General features: G+C 59.8%; 11 protein-coding genes and 4 pseudogenes. 7 read left to right on the top strand and 8 right to left on the bottom strand.

Translation table 11 applies throughout. The features are described from left to right. Positions 1-108 precede the first annotated feature (108 nt). On the bottom strand, positions 109-1,146 hold the full coding sequence (locus BBX50_RS15855) for a septal ring lytic transglycosylase RlpA family protein (protein ID WP_065776291.1): 1,038 nt from the start codon (positions 1,144-1,146) through the stop codon (positions 109-111). A 533-nt stretch (positions 1,147-1,679) separates the two neighbouring features. Here BBX50_RS15855 and BBX50_RS30785 point away from each other — a divergent pair. Next, positions 1,680-1,790 (top strand): annotated as a pseudogene (locus BBX50_RS30785) (SOS response-associated peptidase); the annotation flags it as partial. Positions 1,791-1,881: 91 nt separating this feature from the next. Here BBX50_RS30785 and BBX50_RS15850 read toward each other — a convergent pair. Both BBX50_RS15850 and BBX50_RS15845 read right to left on the bottom strand, forming a co-directional pair. After that, the gene (locus tag BBX50_RS15850) at positions 1,882-3,729 is read right to left on the bottom strand and encodes a DNA/RNA non-specific endonuclease (protein WP_065776290.1); all 1,848 of its coding nucleotides are present in this window, start codon (positions 3,727-3,729) and stop codon (positions 1,882-1,884) included. A 478-nt stretch (positions 3,730-4,207) separates the two neighbouring features. After that, positions 4,208-6,061, bottom strand: a complete 1,854-nt coding sequence (locus BBX50_RS15845) for an ABC transporter ATP-binding protein (protein WP_065776289.1) — start codon at positions 6,059-6,061, stop codon at positions 4,208-4,210. Between the two features lie 150 nt (positions 6,062-6,211). On the opposite strand from BBX50_RS15845, the pseudogene BBX50_RS15840 reads away from it, so the two are divergent. Further along, positions 6,212-6,382: pseudogene (locus tag BBX50_RS15840) on the top strand (IS30 family transposase); the annotation flags it as partial. A 62-nt stretch (positions 6,383-6,444) separates the two neighbouring features. Here the strand turns inward: BBX50_RS15840 and BBX50_RS15835 are convergent. Further along, positions 6,445-8,481, bottom strand: coding sequence for an NADH:flavin oxidoreductase (locus BBX50_RS15835; protein WP_065776288.1), 2,037 nt, complete (start codon positions 8,479-8,481; stop codon positions 6,445-6,447). A gap of 147 nt (positions 8,482-8,628) precedes the next feature. On the opposite strand from BBX50_RS15835, the gene BBX50_RS15830 reads away from it, so the two are divergent. The 4 genes and pseudogenes from BBX50_RS15830 (at position 8,629) to BBX50_RS15815 (ending at position 11,626) form a co-directional block, all read left to right on the top strand. Continuing rightward, on the top strand, positions 8,629-9,258 hold the full coding sequence (locus tag BBX50_RS15830) for a TetR/AcrR family transcriptional regulator (protein ID WP_065776287.1): 630 nt from the start codon (positions 8,629-8,631) through the stop codon (positions 9,256-9,258). A 7-nt stretch (positions 9,259-9,265) separates the two neighbouring features. After that, a pseudogene (locus BBX50_RS15825) lies at positions 9,266-10,065 on the top strand (pyrroline-5-carboxylate reductase). A gap of 64 nt (positions 10,066-10,129) precedes the next feature. Next, a pseudogene (locus tag BBX50_RS15820) lies at positions 10,130-11,130 on the top strand (ABC transporter substrate-binding protein). Positions 11,131-11,173: 43 nt separating this feature from the next. Beyond that, entirely contained in the window at positions 11,174-11,626 is a 453-nt protein-coding gene (locus BBX50_RS15815; protein WP_320410508.1) for a helix-turn-helix domain-containing protein, read from the top strand. A 111-nt stretch (positions 11,627-11,737) separates the two neighbouring features. Here the strand turns inward: BBX50_RS15815 and BBX50_RS15810 are convergent, their stop codons facing one another. The 4 genes from BBX50_RS15810 to BBX50_RS15790 all read right to left on the bottom strand — a co-directional run bounded on the left by BBX50_RS15810 (position 11,738) and on the right by BBX50_RS15790 (position 14,889). Further along, the gene (locus tag BBX50_RS15810) at positions 11,738-12,145 is read right to left on the bottom strand and encodes a hypothetical protein (RefSeq protein ID WP_065776285.1); all 408 of its coding nucleotides are present in this window, start codon (positions 12,143-12,145) and stop codon (positions 11,738-11,740) included. An 8-nt stretch (positions 12,146-12,153) separates the two neighbouring features. Next, positions 12,154-13,011, bottom strand: coding sequence for a TIGR02587 family membrane protein (locus BBX50_RS15805; RefSeq protein ID WP_065776284.1), 858 nt, complete (start codon positions 13,009-13,011; stop codon positions 12,154-12,156). A 92-nt stretch (positions 13,012-13,103) separates the two neighbouring features. Continuing rightward, the gene (locus BBX50_RS15800) at positions 13,104-14,150 is read right to left on the bottom strand and encodes a glutathione synthase (protein WP_065776283.1); all 1,047 of its coding nucleotides are present in this window, start codon (positions 14,148-14,150) and stop codon (positions 13,104-13,106) included. 529 nt (positions 14,151-14,679) lie between these two features. Further along, the gene (locus BBX50_RS15790; protein WP_065776281.1) at positions 14,680-14,889 is read right to left on the bottom strand and encodes a CsbD family protein; all 210 of its coding nucleotides are present in this window, start codon (positions 14,887-14,889) and stop codon (positions 14,680-14,682) included. Positions 14,890-15,355: 466 nt separating this feature from the next. Here BBX50_RS15790 and BBX50_RS15785 point away from each other — a divergent pair, with 466 nt between their 5' ends. Next, on the top strand, positions 15,356-15,670 hold the full coding sequence (locus tag BBX50_RS15785) for a plasmid stabilization protein (protein WP_065776280.1): 315 nt from the start codon (positions 15,356-15,358) through the stop codon (positions 15,668-15,670). Positions 15,671-15,713: the final 43 nt, after the last annotated feature.

Genomic DNA, 15,713 nt, shown 5'->3' with positions numbered 1-15,713 from the left:
CTGTGTTCTAAAAGCGGATCTCTAGCCCAAACGACCGGATTTCGACGTGCAGGCGCTGGCGCGGGTTCTGGGAGGAAGCCGGAGCACTGTCGGTAAACTGATCATTCCCTAAGCTGTCTGCGATTGGCTGTTCGCCGGGAAAGCCTGACCAAACGGAATTTCCTGGTCGCCGCCGCGCCGAGGGCGGCGACCGACAGTCCCAGTCACATGGATCCTGCGATTGAGACCCGACGGGAGGAAAGCCTGAAGCACGTTTCTATCCTCAGCACGGCCCTCGTTCGCGCAGCAATCGGGGTAGACCGGCGTTTCGCCTCGGACACTTGTCTGGCCTTCGTTCCCGCACTCAATCATCGACCTTCGAGAATCCACGGCCATGCCCATGATCCCGGGCCACATCGCGCGCAGCTGGGGCGCTTTCACGGCCATCTTTCCCTCCAGATCAAAAGCACCCGAAGCGTTGCCGACAAATTTCGCCAGTTTCGCTCCGTGGACCTGACTGACGACCATCGCTCCCGTTGCGGCTTGAAGCGGCCTGCTGATGGCAGGCGTGCGTTGTTCCTTCCTGACATGCGATGCCATGAGAAAGGCCGTATCATCCCCGCCGAGGCCGGCACGCCCCACATACTGCACCCGGACGAAAGCTGTACCCCGGTGCTTTAGATCCAACATTTCTGCTGCCCTGCTGGAAACGTCGATCAGGCGCCCTTTGTGATAGGGGCCGCGATCATTAACACGCAAAATGACGGACGAGCCGTTTTCGAGATTGGCCACTCGCACATAGCTGGGTAAGGGAAGGGTGGGATGCGCGGCGGAGAGACGCCTTGCATCGTAAGTTTCGCCGTTTGCGGTCAGGTGTCCCTGGAACCCCGAGCCGTACCAGGAGGCGACGCCGTTGCGATCGTAGTCCGGCTCTTCCTTCGGATAGTAACGCTTGCCCTTGACTACGTAAGGCTTGCCGACAACGTACCGGCCGCCACGCTTTAAGGACGGTTTCTTGCCGGATGCGACACGCGTATTTGCATGGGCTGCGTGGGCGCGGTGCATCCGGCCGGCAGTGTATTCCTTGACGCTGTTCGTGTTGGGAATTGTCGTGGTGTTGCAGGCGGCACAGCACGTGCAGAACATCATAATCGCTAGCCAGCGCATGCATTTGAAGGTCGCACCTACTCCATGTGCCATCCGTCCACCATTCACGACACCGGCCACGCGACACAGTCTGATGCGCAGTGGATACGCGAGACAGGCGGCACAGCGGTTGAGATGCTGGTCGACACAATGCGCATCTGGGGCGTGCCATTGGTCCGTCCCATCAGTGATACAATTCGGAAATGGGGCCGGGAGCTAATGGTTCCGGCTCCCCAATAGACAACGCGATCACGATCCGGTGCATTGACCATCCCGGCGCGCGCATCAGATGAAACTGTGGTTGTATGTCGAGGCGCCAGGCACGATGCCAAGTACTTTGGATCGCGGTCACTGCGCCAGCGCATGACATGCATGACGAGTGCAGGTTGTCGGCCGGACCATTGAGGCGCCCTTGAAACCTCGGCCAGGGACCTTCGTCCCAAGTCTGATCGGGACAATGCCAGACTACCCCGGCAAGGTTCTGATTCAGTTGCGTTTCTACGAGCGCAGCAAACTCGTCAGGAGGTTGGGTCGCAGCCTCTGCGACACGATAGCCGGAGAACTGGTCGGCCTGGAGCGATCTCACGAAACCGGAAGCGGAACTATTGCGGCCACTCCCGGAAGGTTTGCTTGCGGTCGAGACGGTCCGCAAAGGATCGGATTGAGTCCCTCTGGTTCCAACGGACATAGGGTTAGCCCCGCCCCGGCATTTGGCTCCGTGCCAGTCGTGGCGGGCAATCCGGTTGAGTAACGAGCTTAGGCTATGCCGCCGCGCACGTCCGCGTCGAACAACGGTCCGAAATCAAGGCCAGTCAATCGAGCAATCTCGCGAATCTTGACAGGCCGCTTCGCCCTGCTGAGATCGATCGTTCCTTCGAACCTTTCGTCGAGGTCGGCGACCTCTTCCTCCTGCCACAGCATGAAACCGTGCGCCCTGAGTTCGCCCTCGCTTTCATAGGCGGCGATTTTCCAGAACGCGGTCGGCACTTTGACCCCGAGTATCGTCGTATCCCGCGGGTCAAGAACCGGGCCTGTCAAAATGACAAATTTTCGATCTTTCAGGTTCGCCTCGTTGAGAATGACGTCTTCGAGCGCACTCCAATTGCCGTCGTCGCCTCGACGGGTGCGATGGAAGCGCGTCTCTTGTGGTGAACAGTTGGTCATGCAGAACGTATCGTCATTGGCAATGCGCGGTGTGCGGTCATCGGTTCCCCAAACCGGATCGAGCCGCCGCACCAGGTGGCCGTAGTCGAAGCTGGTGGCGTCATAGAGTTCCGGGCCGAGCTGTTTGTTCTCGCCAAGACGCGGATCGTAGAACCAGATGTCAGCTGCCGCTTCAGGTACGACGTTCGGGTCGAGAAAATCATCGGGGTCGCGGTCTTCGCGGGCCAGTTTGTACATACGCTCGCCATCGACGTTGCATGCGGTAAGGATAGCCAGGCTGCGCGAAGCCGACATCACGATGGAGAAATGCTGGTATTTCAGCTCATAATCAGCGTCGCGCCCGATCAACCGCGCCGCGTCCTCTTCCAGCCATTCCGGTAGCTTTGGCAGCGGCAGATAAAGCGGATGCGCCGGATCCGGAGCATCGTCGGGCCTATCTGTGAGGAACATCGGATTGAAGCCCGCCCGGTTGTCGAAATGATCTGCCGGTTTGCGGCGGATTACAGTTCCTCTCGGTCTGCTCCCTTCAGTGACCACGGCTACCGTGCCCGCGGGCACGGTGTTGGTAGACACAATGATCGCTGAAGCACCAGTCGCAATCGGTCGCCCGTTTCGACGTGTTCGGGGATCCATTAACAGATTGTAGATGGTCTCGATGTGAGCCTTTGAGCCGTGCAAGACCCCCTCGACCGCTCCACCCTTCAAGGCCGAGAAAATGCTGCTGATCCGGATACCCCGGTTGATGATGATCGGCTTGCCCTCATGCATCTCGCCGGTGTCGACAGAGGCATGATGCAAACCAATCACCTGCCAGAACCGGTTGAAAGCAGGCGAACCTGAGGACCCATTGTCGGTATCCGTCGTGTACAGAACATAAGGACGATCAGGATCCTGGTCGCGCAGCACCAGGACACTGTCGAACAGGCAGAGAGCTTTCATCTGACCGTTGGGATGCTGGATGACGACGACCGGCTGGCCTTCGAGAATTTTGTTTGGCCGTTCGTCGAGTGGAAGCCAGCCCTGCGCCTCGAGCGGGTCACCATTCGCATTGACGGGGGCGACCGCCACGAAGGTGAAGTCAAGCTTTCCACGGGGCGAGGTCGCAAACAACCGCGTGGGCTCAAGCAGAAAGCGTCGCGGGCGGACAGGGTTCTCGTCACCATCCAGCTCAAACTCGAATTCCGCGATGGCGCCTTCCGCGCTATCGGCGTCCGGGATCACATGGTTGTTGGTGATCAACAGGCCTGGCGCCACCAGAAAGCCGGTACCGAGTGATGTCCGATTGACATCCACGATGTGGCAAACGGCACGCGCCGCCCGCAGGCCAAGCGTGAGGAAATTGATCGGAGCCTTGTCATCGGCGTTGTTCGTTCCTTCAAGGAAAACACCCTCGGCAAAGGTGGAGTGGCGCGCATTGGCGGTCGCTTTCGGTTGCGGCACGAAGAGGCCCTACCTCCTCGACCTTTGCCTTGATTTCGTCGATCAAGGGCTTGCGCTCACGCTGATAGTGATCCAGTTCCTCGTTCAATTCCTGCTGCCGCGCTTCCACATCTGCTCTGGTCACGTTCCCCTCCCTGGGCGATCTGCTCCCATTGCGCCAGCCGCGCTATACCAAAGTATAGAATACTACTTTACGTTTTGCGTGACAGTTTAATTTCAAATGTTTCTGTGCAGCGTGGAAATACGTCGCGGAAATGTAGCTGTCTCGTATACAGAGCCCCTTGGGCGCTCACATTTCGGAGCATTCGATCTGCGCTGATAGGGCTCCGAAGATGAGGAAGTGCAGATGGTGCGGCCATGCTTCTCGAGACGATGGTGAAATTGACAAAGCTCGCACCCGGCAATCGGGAACCCGTGAGGTTCAAGTCATCGAGGCGAATTCGCGAAAGGAACGCCCCGGGACGGGAAAAAGGGAACCTTAATCCAGCTCTTCAGGTATGAAGCCGCCCGTCTGCCGCTTCCAAAGACGGGCATAGAGCCCGTCTTGCTCCAGGAGCGCATCCGGCGTGCCTTCCTCTATGATCCGGCCACGATCCAGAACAATGATCCTGTCCATCCGAGCGATCGTGGAAAGGCGATGGGCAATGGCAATAACTGTCTTGCCGTCCATCAGCAGATTGAGCTTTTCCTGGATCGCCGCCTCGGCCTCACTGTCCAGCGCAGAAGTCGCTTCGTCGAGGATCAGGATTGGCGCATTCTTCAACAGCACCCGCGCGATCGAAACACGCTGTCGCTGACCTCCGGACAGTTTGATGCCGCGATCACCGACAAAGGCGTCGTAACCCCTGCGGCCTTCCCCATCGGTCAGTTCGGCGATGAAAGCATCGGCTTGCGCGGCCCTTGCAGCTTGCTCGATCTCCGGCCGGCTTGCTTGCGGACGACCATATCGAATGTTGTCGCCGACCGACCGGTGCAACAGAGCGACATCCTGGGCGATAACACCGATGTTTTGCCGCAGGCTCATCTGGCTCACGGCGCGAATGTCCTGACCATCGATATGAATGGCGCCACCGCAGATGTCGTAGAAGCGCAGCAGCAGGTTGACCAGCGTCGTCTTGCCTGCGCCGGACAACCCAACCAATCCCACCTTCTCGCCCGGACGAACCGTCAGCGACAAATCATCGATGACCGGCCGGTCCGACTTGTAGGCGAAGCGCACGTTCTCGAAACGAATTTCGCCGTGCCGGACAATGAGCCTTGTTGCGCCTAGCCGATCGGTCACAGACGGCGGCGTGGTCATGACAGGCATCGCATCTTTGATCGTGCCCAGCGCCTTGAAGACCTGCTGCCCCATCTGCAGGAAGGTGAAGGAATTCGCGGAAAGCCTCTGGAGAATATAGACGGTCGCAACGAAATCACCGACCGTCAGAAAGCTGTCGTAAAGCCCCCAGAAGCCGATCCCCAGCATGACGAGCCAGAGCAGCATATTGAGGCTGATGACGACGAGTTCCGTGGTCCGGTAGACGCGCTGCTCGTGGTGAAGCGTACCGACGGCCTTCGACATGATCTTCCGAAGTGCACCCGCCTCGCTGTCTTCGGCAGCGAACTGCTTGACCATTTGGATGTTGCCGTAGATGTCGGTCATCGCGCCGGAAACCAGACTGTTCTGCTTTGCCGAGCGGCGCGCGCGCTCTGTGAAGTCGGGTACGACCTTTATCGTGAAGAGCACGTTGACGATCACCCAGATGACGACTGGTAGTGCCAACTGCCACGAGAGCGCAAACAGGAGCAAAACCGAGCCGACGATCTGAAGCAGAAAACGAGGCGCCGTCTGAAAGGCGATCAGGATCTGCTGCTGTACGGCGTTGGCGACCTGGCCGAGACGCGATGCCACCTGCCCCGCGAAAAGGTCATGAAAGAAGGCGAGGTCCTGTCCTTCGATGGCCTTGTGCCCTTGCCACTGTATGGCGATTGGCAGACTGATGCCGATCGTGTGCGAGTTCAGGATGTTGGTGATGTAGAAGAAGACCGGCATCACCGGAAAGATCAGGAAGGCCAGGAACGCCAAAAGCCAGAACCGGTTCTCAACGAAGTGCTCGACCCCCTGTGTCGCCACACCGTCGACGATGACCGACAGCCCCCAGATGATCGTCAGATTGATAGCTTCTACCGCCATCGACGTCACCGCCATCGCAATGACGACGCCACGAAACATCCGGATGAAGTGCATGAGGACCGCGACGGGTCCCTTGGTGGGAAGTGGCTGGTATGGGATGTCGAGCGGTCGGATCAGCGTTTCGAAGGGACGGTAAATCGCATCTGAAATCGACATAAGCAGCTCGGTTTGATGATCAGCAAAGGACGGCACGCCGCTACGTACCGCGCATAACAACATCTTCCGGTTGTAATCTCAACTAAAATGCCTTCAAAAATCGATATTCCCAAGGTTCTGCGCGTTTGGGAAGGCCGTATCGCAGTCGCGCGACGGCGTTTGAGGAAGCTTGTGCGGCACTCGCAATTGCGCGAACTGGTGATCGAGCAACTGAAGGCACTTTGGTCACCGGAACAAATCGCCGGGCGTCTGCTCGCCGATGGCGTGAGCGCCGTGCGTATCAGCACCGAGACGATCTATCGCTTCATCTATGGCAAGGAACTGGTCGAACGCGACGAAAGCCGCGTCAAGATAGCCTTGCAGGGCTTCGCTTCGCGCCATCGTCAGAGATCCTTGGCAAGACGCAGGGCATCGTAGATAGCCGCGTGCGTGTTGCGGGCCGCGACCGCGTCGCCGATCCGGAAGAGTTGGTAGGCGCCTTCCGGGTTGCGCTCGACGGATTGCGGCGCGCCGGAAATGAGCTCGTCGTAGGAGACTTCGCCGAGGTTTTTGGAGCCGGGCTTCAGTTCGAAATAGAGGTCGTCGAGCGGAATAGTGCCGTGATTGACGACGATCTGATCGAAGCTCTGCTGCTTGGCTATACCGCCATAGTCACTACCAACATGGGCGATGAGCTGATTGCCGCTCTTCTCAGCCGCCTCCAGTCTGTAGGTGACGGTGAAGGTGACGTCGAGTTTCTGCAGCGAGCGCATGTAGGGAACGAGGTTCATCGCCATGACTTCAGGAGCGAATGAACGATCCGGCGTCATGATTTCGACGTTGGCTCCCGCCTTGGCAAGGAACTCGGCGGCCTGGAGGCCAGCATGGTCGCCGGCGTCGTCAAAGATGAGCACGTTGGTTCCGGGCTTCACATCGCCCGAAATGATGTCCCAGGAGGAAACGACGAGCTCATTGCCCTTCGACAGGACCTCAGTGTGCGGCAGTCCGCCCGTCGCGATGATGACGACATCCGGGCTTTCGGAAAGCACGGTGTCAGACTCGGCCCAGGTATTGAACCGGAAGGTGACGCCGAGTTTTTCGCACTGGCCCATGCGCCAGTCGATGATGCTGATCATTTCCCGCCGGCGCTCGCTCTGGGCCGTCAGGCGGATCTGGCCGCCAGGATTGTTCGCGGCCTCGAAAACGACGACCTCATGGCCCCGCTCCGCCGAGACGCGCGCGGCTTCAAGGCCAGCCGGGCCGGCCCCGACGATCACGACCTTCTTGCGAACGGCAGCCTTCGGAATGCGATGCGGCATCGTTTCTTCGCGGCCGGTCGCCGCATTGTGGATGCAGAAGGCCATGCCACCCTGGTAGATACGATCGAGACAGTAGTTGGCGCCCACGCAGGGGCGAATATCGTCCTCGCGCTTTTCCATGATCTTTCGCACGATATGCGGGTCGGTCATGTGCGCGCGGGTCATGCCGACCATGTCGACTTTGCCCGACGCGATTGCATGGCGCGCGGTCGCAAGGTCAGGAATCTTGGCCGCATGGAAGGTCGGGAAGTTGGTCGCGGCGCGGATTTCACCCGCGAAGTCGAGATGCGGTGAGTTCGCCATGCCCTGGATCGGGATCACGTCGGTCAGTCCCGCGTCCGTATCGATATGGCCGCGAATGACGTTCAGGTAGTCGATGAGACCGCTGTCGCGAAGGCGCTTCGAGATCTCGATGCCTTCGCTTGCGCCGGTCCCACCGGGAAGACATTCGTCGGCCGTGTAGCGAACACCGAGGATGAAATCATTCCCGACCCTTGCGCGCATGGCCCTGAAGACGTCGAGACAGAAGCGCAGACGGTTGTCGAGCGAGCCACCATAGGGGCCATCGAGTTCGTTGGTGAGCGGCGAGGTGAACTGGTCGATGAGGTGGCCGTAGGCTTCCAGTTCAACGCCATCCATGCCGCCGGCCTTCATGCGTTCGGCAGCATCAGCGAAGTCCTTGATGATGCGCTCGATATCCCAATCCTCAATCTTCTTCGGAAAGGCGCGATGTGACGCTTCGCGATGGTGAGAGGGGGCAACGACCGGGAGCCAATCCCCCTTGTCCCAACGGGTGCGGCGGCCGAGGTGGGTGAGCTGAATCATGATCGCAGCGCCCTCCTCGTGCACGGCGTCGGTCATCTCTCTGATCCAGGGAACGATCTCGTCCTTGTAGGCGAGCAGGTTGTTGAACACCGGAGGGCTGTCTTTTGAGACCGCCGCTGAACCGGCGGTCATCGTCAGCGCCACGCCGCCCTTTGCCCGCTCAACCGTATAGGCCCGGTAGCGGCCCTTCGGCATGCCGTCTTCCGGATAGGCCGGCTCGTGAGACGTGACAATGATGCGGTTGCGCAGGGTCAAATGCTTCAACTGAAACGGCTGAAGCAGGGGATCGTTCGACATGCGACGGGCTCCGGTCTATGGGAATTTATCACAACGGTAAGCGGAAATGTACATATGTGTCAATAATCAAAAACACTATGGTTTGGTTATTAGACACAAGTGTACATTTTGCTTGAAGCGGCCATTTGGATTTGTTAGGAGGCAATCATGGAACAGGCGATGACTGACACTGGCTGGCGCGGTTCTCAGGAGGGGTGGCTCGAAGCCGCCTACGACTCCCTGCTCGAGTCGGGCGTGGACTCGGTGAAGATTCTGCCGTTGGCCAAGCGGCTCAATCTTTCCCGGACCAGCTTCTATTGGTTCTTCAAGGACCGGGAGGAATTGTTGAGCGCCCTCGTCGCACGCTGGAGGGAGAAGAATACCGGTAACCTCATCAAGCAGTCCGAGGCCTATGCGGAGTCCTTGGCCGAGGCGATGCTGAACGTTTTCGACTGCTGGGTGAACAAGGATCTGTTCGATTCCCAGTTCGAGTTCGCCGTTCGCAGCTGGGCGCTGCAATCGCCCGAAATACAGGCCGAAGTGCATGAAGCCGATCAGGCGAGAATGGAGGCGCTGGGCCGCATGTTCATGCGGTTCGGTTACGAAGCGGGGCCGGCGGACGTTCGCGCGCGGACGACCTATCTGGTCCAGATCGGATACATCTCGATGCAGTCCAAGGAGGACCTTGCGCTGCGCATGAAGCGCATTCCGGAATACATCGCGATCTACACCGGACAGACGCCGCAGCAGAGGGAGATCGACCGCTTCTTCGCCCGGCATGGCTACAAACCAGAGTGAGAGAAGAATGGAAACGGGCGGACCTTTGAGGGTTGGCATAATTGGTGGTGCGGGCTGGCTGGGCGAAGCAATCGCCGAAGCCATTCTCGACGCCGGCATCGTCGAGCCTCAAAACCTGTCGCTCTCCTATCGCAGCGAACGCCCCGACCGTTTCAACCGCTCCTTCTGGACATCAGACAGCCAGGCCCTTGCCGACCGTTCGGACGTTATCGTTCTCTCCGTCCGCCCGGCCGACTGGCCCAGCCTGAATGTCGACGCCGAAGGCAAGCTTCTGATCTCCGTCATGGCGGGCATTCGCCTGAGCGCCCTTGCTGCGCACCACCGAACAGACCGCGTGGTCCGTTCGCTGCCGAATGCGGCGGCCGAAGTTCGCAAGTCCTATACGCCGTGGATCGCCGCGGCCGAGGTGCGGGAGGATGATCGATCGATCATTCGTGCGATCTTTGATGCATGCGGCTCTCAGGACGAAGTGGGTTCAGAGGCCGATATCGACTATCTGACCGGCCTCACCGGCTCAGGTCCCGCCTTTCCAGCGCTGCTTGCCGAGGCGATGATGCAGACGCCATCTCGCATGGGCTGCCGCGCGAAGTCGCCCGGCGTGCCGTCAACACCCTCATCTTGGGTGCGGGTCGACTGCTGGAGCAACGGGACGACTGCCCCGCCGAAACGGTCCAGACCTTCCTCGACTATCGCGGCACCACCGCGGCGGCGATCGAGGAGATGCGCGCGGCCGGCTTCGATACCGCCGTTTCGCGCGGATTGACGGCTGCGTTCAGGAAATCGGTTCGCATGGGAGAAGCCTCCTAGCGCCGCAGGGACGGGGTCCGCGGCGCCCCGCCCCAAACAAAAGCCGCCAAAAGAGGCAACGATAATGAAGAGCCTGCTTGCATCGACATGCCTCTTCCTTGGAACCGTCGCCGGTTCGTCGCTCGCCAACGCTGCAGACTGCGGCAGCGTCACCATCGCCAGCATGAACTGGCAAAGTGCCGAGGTGATTTCCAACCTCGACAAGATCATTCTCAACGAAGGTTACGGATGCAGCGCCGAAATCACCATCGGCGACACCGTCCCGACGATCACGTCGATGGCTGAAAAAGGCGAACCCGATATCGCGCCCGAGGCCTGGATCGATCTGCTTCCCGACGTGGTCAAGAAGGGAACCGAGGAAGGCCGCATCGTCAAGGTCGGTTCGCCGCTTCCCGATGGCGGCGTCCAGGGCTGGTGGATTCCGAAGTATTTTGCCGACGCTCATCCGGATATCAAGAGCATCCCCGACCTCCTGAAGCATCCCGACCTGATCAAGGACCCAGAAGACCCGAGCAAGGGCGCGATCTTCAATGGCCCGCAAGGATGGGGCGGCACCGTCGTGACGGCACAGCTCTACAAGGCCTTCGAGGCGGAGAAAGCCGGCTGGACTCTGGTCGATACCGGCTCGGCGGCGGGCCTCGATGGTTCCATCGCGAAGGCCTATGAACGCAAGGAAGGCTGGGTCGGTTACTACTGGGCACCGACCGCCCTCCTCGGCAAGTACGAGATGGTGCAGCTTGACGCCGGCGTGGCTTACGACGCGGCGGAGTGAAGCGCTGCATCACGGTTGCCGAATGCACCGACCCTAAACCAAGCGCCTGGCCGGTCGACACGATCGTGACGCTTGTTGCCAAGCCCTTCTCCGAAAAGGCAGGCCCCGAGGTTATGGACTATCTCAACAAGCGCTCCTGGAGCAACGAGACGATCGCCAAGCTGATGGCCTGGATGACCGACAACCAGGCGAGCGGCGAAGAAGGTGCCAAGCACTTCCTCGAAGAAAATCCGGATATCTGGAAGAAGTGGGTTTCGCCTGAAGCCGCCACCAAGATCGAGGCTGCGCTGTAATCAGCACCGCCGAACCCCGGTGCGGTGTGCCTTCGCCGGCGAAGTGCTCGTCGATGGTGTCGACGTCGTCAAGATGGGCCAACCGGAGTTGCGCGAATTCCGCAGGCACCAGACGGCCAGGGCGCGCTCGCATCATCATGTTCAGCCGCGAAAACCGCTGGCGATCGAAAGCAACGATCCCCGTTTGAACGCGGCACTCATCATCATGGAGCAGCACACCGAAAACACGATTTCTATCGCCGAACTGGCGGCGTCTGTCGGGCTATCGCGCCGCCAGCTTGAGCGCCTGTTCATGGACAAGGCGAAGATGTCACCGGCCCTCGTGTACAGGAAGTTTCGGCTGGAGCGCGCCAAGCACCTTCTCACCCAGACCGATGCATCGTTGATAGAAATCGCCCTCGAAGTTGGCTTTGAAAGCGCAGGGCACTTCTCCAGAATATTTGCGAAGGCCTACGGTCAATCGCCGAGCAGGCTGAGAGCACAGCAATCGATGTGACCCATGGATGACACAACGATCGCGTTTCGCCCGGCGCGAGCGAAACAGTTCCAACGACGACTTCCAGAACCCGTTCGTTTCTCACGCGTTCTTTGCCGCCGAGTCTTTCTGTTATGGTTCGCTGAACCCGGTGGCGGAGATGCGCGATCGCCCCTCGGGATCGTTACGGAAGATCAATCCGCCTCGCGTCCTTGAATGCATCGGGACATAGTCAAGCGTAACCTCCACTGTTTCGACAACGCTGCTTCCGTTGGTGATCTCGCCACGCACAACGACGTCGGCGGCTGTCCGGTCGGCCGCGTTTTCCACCTCGAAGATGACGATATATCCGCCAGGTCGCGCTTCACTGCTGACGATGCTGACGGAAAGGACAGGAGGCGCCTCGTTCTGCGTCATCGCTTCGAAGCCGACCCAACCGATCAGCGAGATTACACAGATGGCTGACAGTGATCCCGTCAGCCATTCGATCCAATGCGCCTGCCCACTGTCCGTTGAGCCCGATCTCGCCGACTTCGCCATCACTGCACCTAAAGAATGAGCCGCGCTGCAGCGGCGCCAATCGCGCTTGGAAATGCAAGCACCACAGTGCTCATGATCGCCTGGGTCAGAGCGATGCCGTCCAGTCGATGGAACGTCCACAGACAGTAAAGGCTGATTGAAAATGCGATCATGTAGCCGGGCATGGTGAAGCGGATCAGGGCATGCCAACCGGGTGTGCCTTCTTCCAGCTCGTGTCCGCCCAGGAAGGAGAGCGCGTAGACGAAGCCATGCATCAGCAAAATGGATGAAACGATGAGGGCGATTGCGTGCCAAGGCGACATCTTGAACGAGATCAGGATCATTTCCTCGGTCGGGGCGACATTCAAACCGAGAAACAGGGCACCGACGGCCATCATGAAAAGCTCGCCGCCGTAACCAGTTTGCATGTCATCGTCGATCGGGTCCTGCGCGTCCTCGTCATCTTCGTCGCGCTGGCCCAGTTCGCTCCGTCCAAGCAGCGCACCGATACTGGCTGGAACCGTCTGAATGGCGATCATGCCGGCTGCCCCGGGAAGAGCCTGCGCGGCGCTTAGAACGCCGATGGCGGACAGCACGAAGGCGCTGGCCGTCAGGCCGAGGAAATAGGCGATGCTCGCATCGCGCACCGCCTCTCGCCAAGTCGAGATGTTTTCGAAGCCGATCCGGCGCGCGAGGAGGATGAGCAAGGGAATGTTGACCAGAAGCAGCAGCAGGAGTCTTGATCGGTCGATGTAAAGCCCCAGTTCCCACATCTCCATCGTCAGGAACATCGGGAGCGCGAAGACGAGAGCGCCAGCCAATCCCCGAGCCAAGCCTTTGGCAAATCGACTGTGGTCGAAATCGATGCTCGTCCGGTCGATCGCCATGGCTGGTTCCTTGTGCTGCGCCCTCTTAACGTCGACACGGTCCGCAAGTTCCCGATGGTGACGGACCGGAACTCCTCCTGTGCGGCGGACGCTTAAAGGGTCGACAGGATGCGGTTGCTCAACGTGCGGCGATACGTCTTCCTGATCGCGACCTTGTTCTCCAGCGAATCCAGGATGTCTTCGCAGAAGTCGACACCGCAAAGCTCACGGATGGTCTGGAGGCCGCCGGGCGTGAACACGTTAATCTCGAGCAACTTGTCGCCGACGATATCGAGGCCGACCAGGAACATACCGTCTTCAACGAGCTTTGGGCGCAAAGTTTCCGCGATTGCCAGCATCTCTTTCGTGACATTGGCCGGCTTCGGCGTTCCTCTTGCGTGGAGGTTGGACCGCACGTCCCCTTTGGCCGGAACACGCCTGAACGCGGCATAGACATCATCACGCCGAAGCGGCCGTCCGTTCATGAGAAACAGCCGGGTATCGCCCTCCGACGCTTTGGGAAGGTAGCTCTGGGCAATCAGATAGCCGACTTCGCCAACAGCGTCGACGATCTGATTAAGGTTCGATTCCGTGCTGCTTGCGATCCTGAAGACGTTCTTGCCCCCCGATCCCTGCAACGGCTTGACGATGACGCCGTCGGGGTGCTTGTCGATGAACGCTCGGATCTCCTCGATATCCTTGGAGATCAACGTCGTGGGGCGAACGTTCGCGGGAAAGTCCTGAAAGTAAAGCTTGTCCTGCGCCAGGGCCAGGCCGCAGGGGTCGTTGACGACGATTGTCCCTCTTTCTGCGGCAAGGCGGCCGAAATTGGCGCCTGCATGCGCAGCCCACGGTCGGCTGTCGGCATCTTCCGACGGATCATTTCGCAGGAACAGCACATCCACCTCTTCAACATTCACGAGCGTTCTTTCCCGCTCCGGTGCCGTAACGGCGCGCAGCAGCGTTTCCGGTTTCTTGGGCCGTGCGTCAGGCAAGTTCGTTGCCCGGATCATCAACGCATCGTCCGGGCCGAGGCTAAAGTCGCCGGGTGTGATGTAGAGAACGTCATGGCCGCGCGAGAGGGCGGCAAGCGCCAGGGATGTCGTCGTATAGGTGGGTTTTTCGGTTTCGAGCGCGTTGACGAGGAGGGCGATGCGCATGGCAGCTCCTTGCTTGAGACTGGCTCCAGCGGGTCAAGCCCGGTCCGCGTCCGCTCCAGCCTGCGCCGACGCGTTATCTGCAAAACTAGGGCGCGCGGAGCGCTTACCAAGGCTGCGGAACAACGCGTCGGTATGTCGGTTGGGTGTAGGAAAGGAGACCGGCGATGATTTTGATCCTTCCCGAGTTCCATTGCCGAGGCGGCGATGGAGCCGCCATCTCGGGCCTCGTTGCATCGATCAAATGTGCGTTGGAAGCCGAACCGTCGGTAGAGACGCGGAGCCTCAATTTCCGGGTGCTTGGAAACAGCGTCGTCATTGAGGGTGTGCTCGATCGGCCCGGAGGGGCCGAATATGTTCGGCAGCTCGCCGAGGCGATTGCCGGGGCGAGCCGCGTCATCGTGAGGATCAGTTGTCCTCCCGAACGGGCAGCTCGGCAAAACGGTCCACCACCGCCCTAAACCGGGAGCGTGTCCAGGAAGCTGGACGACTACGCCCGCCGGGCAACACAGCCCGGCGGGCGCAGCGGGGCCTAGCGGTCCCACGCCTGACGATCGTACCAATCGTCCACTTCGCGGCGAATGCGGTCCTTCTCTATCCCATAGAGTTCCTGAATTCTGCCTTCTAGCTGTTCGCGATTGCCGTTGATCTGGTCGAGGTCGTCGTTGGTAAGGCGACCCCATTGTTCCTTGATCTTGCCTTTCACCTGCTTCCAGTTTCCTTCGACACGATTCCAGTCCATGACGGTTCCTCCTAACGTTCTGAACCGTGCCCAACTCGGCAGCGGCGGATTGGTTCTCCGTTTGTGCGATACTCGGGAAACGATGCGCGAATGGAGCGTTCTCGCTGGAATTTTCAGGCTCCGGCGCCTTGGCTTCCGCACCGGACGGATCATCACCGAGGTGGTTCTTCAAAGGAAACTGGGCGGCATTTGGCGGCGCCGGGCCCACCGTCTGTGACAATCACGCTGCAGTTCGGAAGATCGAAGTCGGTCAAGGCAGGCAAGGAGACCGGACGAATGTGCGCGAGGCGAGCGCTTGGGCCGGGTTGAACGCGCAGCGATTAAAAAGGGCCTCCGCAAGGGAGGCCAATGCGCGCTCCGGGATCGCAAAAACCACGTTCATCGACCTTTGTTCCAACCTGTCTCCGGGGAACGTTTGATTGTGGTCGCGGTTGGTGTTCGCGACTTCAACCAAAGGAGGTGGGGCATGCCCCGTGGAGACAAATCGAAGTACACCGACAAGCAGGAACGCAAGGCGGACCATATCGCCGAAGGCTACGAAAAGCGTGGCGTGTCTGAGAAGGAAGCTGAACGCCGTGCCTGGGCCACCGTCAACAAGGACAGCGGTGGCGGCAATAAATCCGGTTCCGGCCGCGGCCAGCCCGACACCAACGAATCCGCGAAAAAGGGCGGACGCATCGGCGGTCGAGCTGCTGCGCAACGCCCCAAAGCCGAGCGCTCCGCATCCGCGAAAAAGGCGGCCGAGACGCGCAAACGCAACGAACGTCGCGCCTCGCACTAGCTCCTCGGTGGGAGCAACCATGCCGTCGAGGTCGTTCGCGGTA

Source organism: Ensifer sp. LC11 (assembly GCF_001695835.1).
Taxonomy (GTDB): Bacteria; Pseudomonadota; Alphaproteobacteria; order Rhizobiales; family Rhizobiaceae; genus Ensifer.
This window is presented reverse-complemented; position numbering and strand designations above follow the sequence as displayed.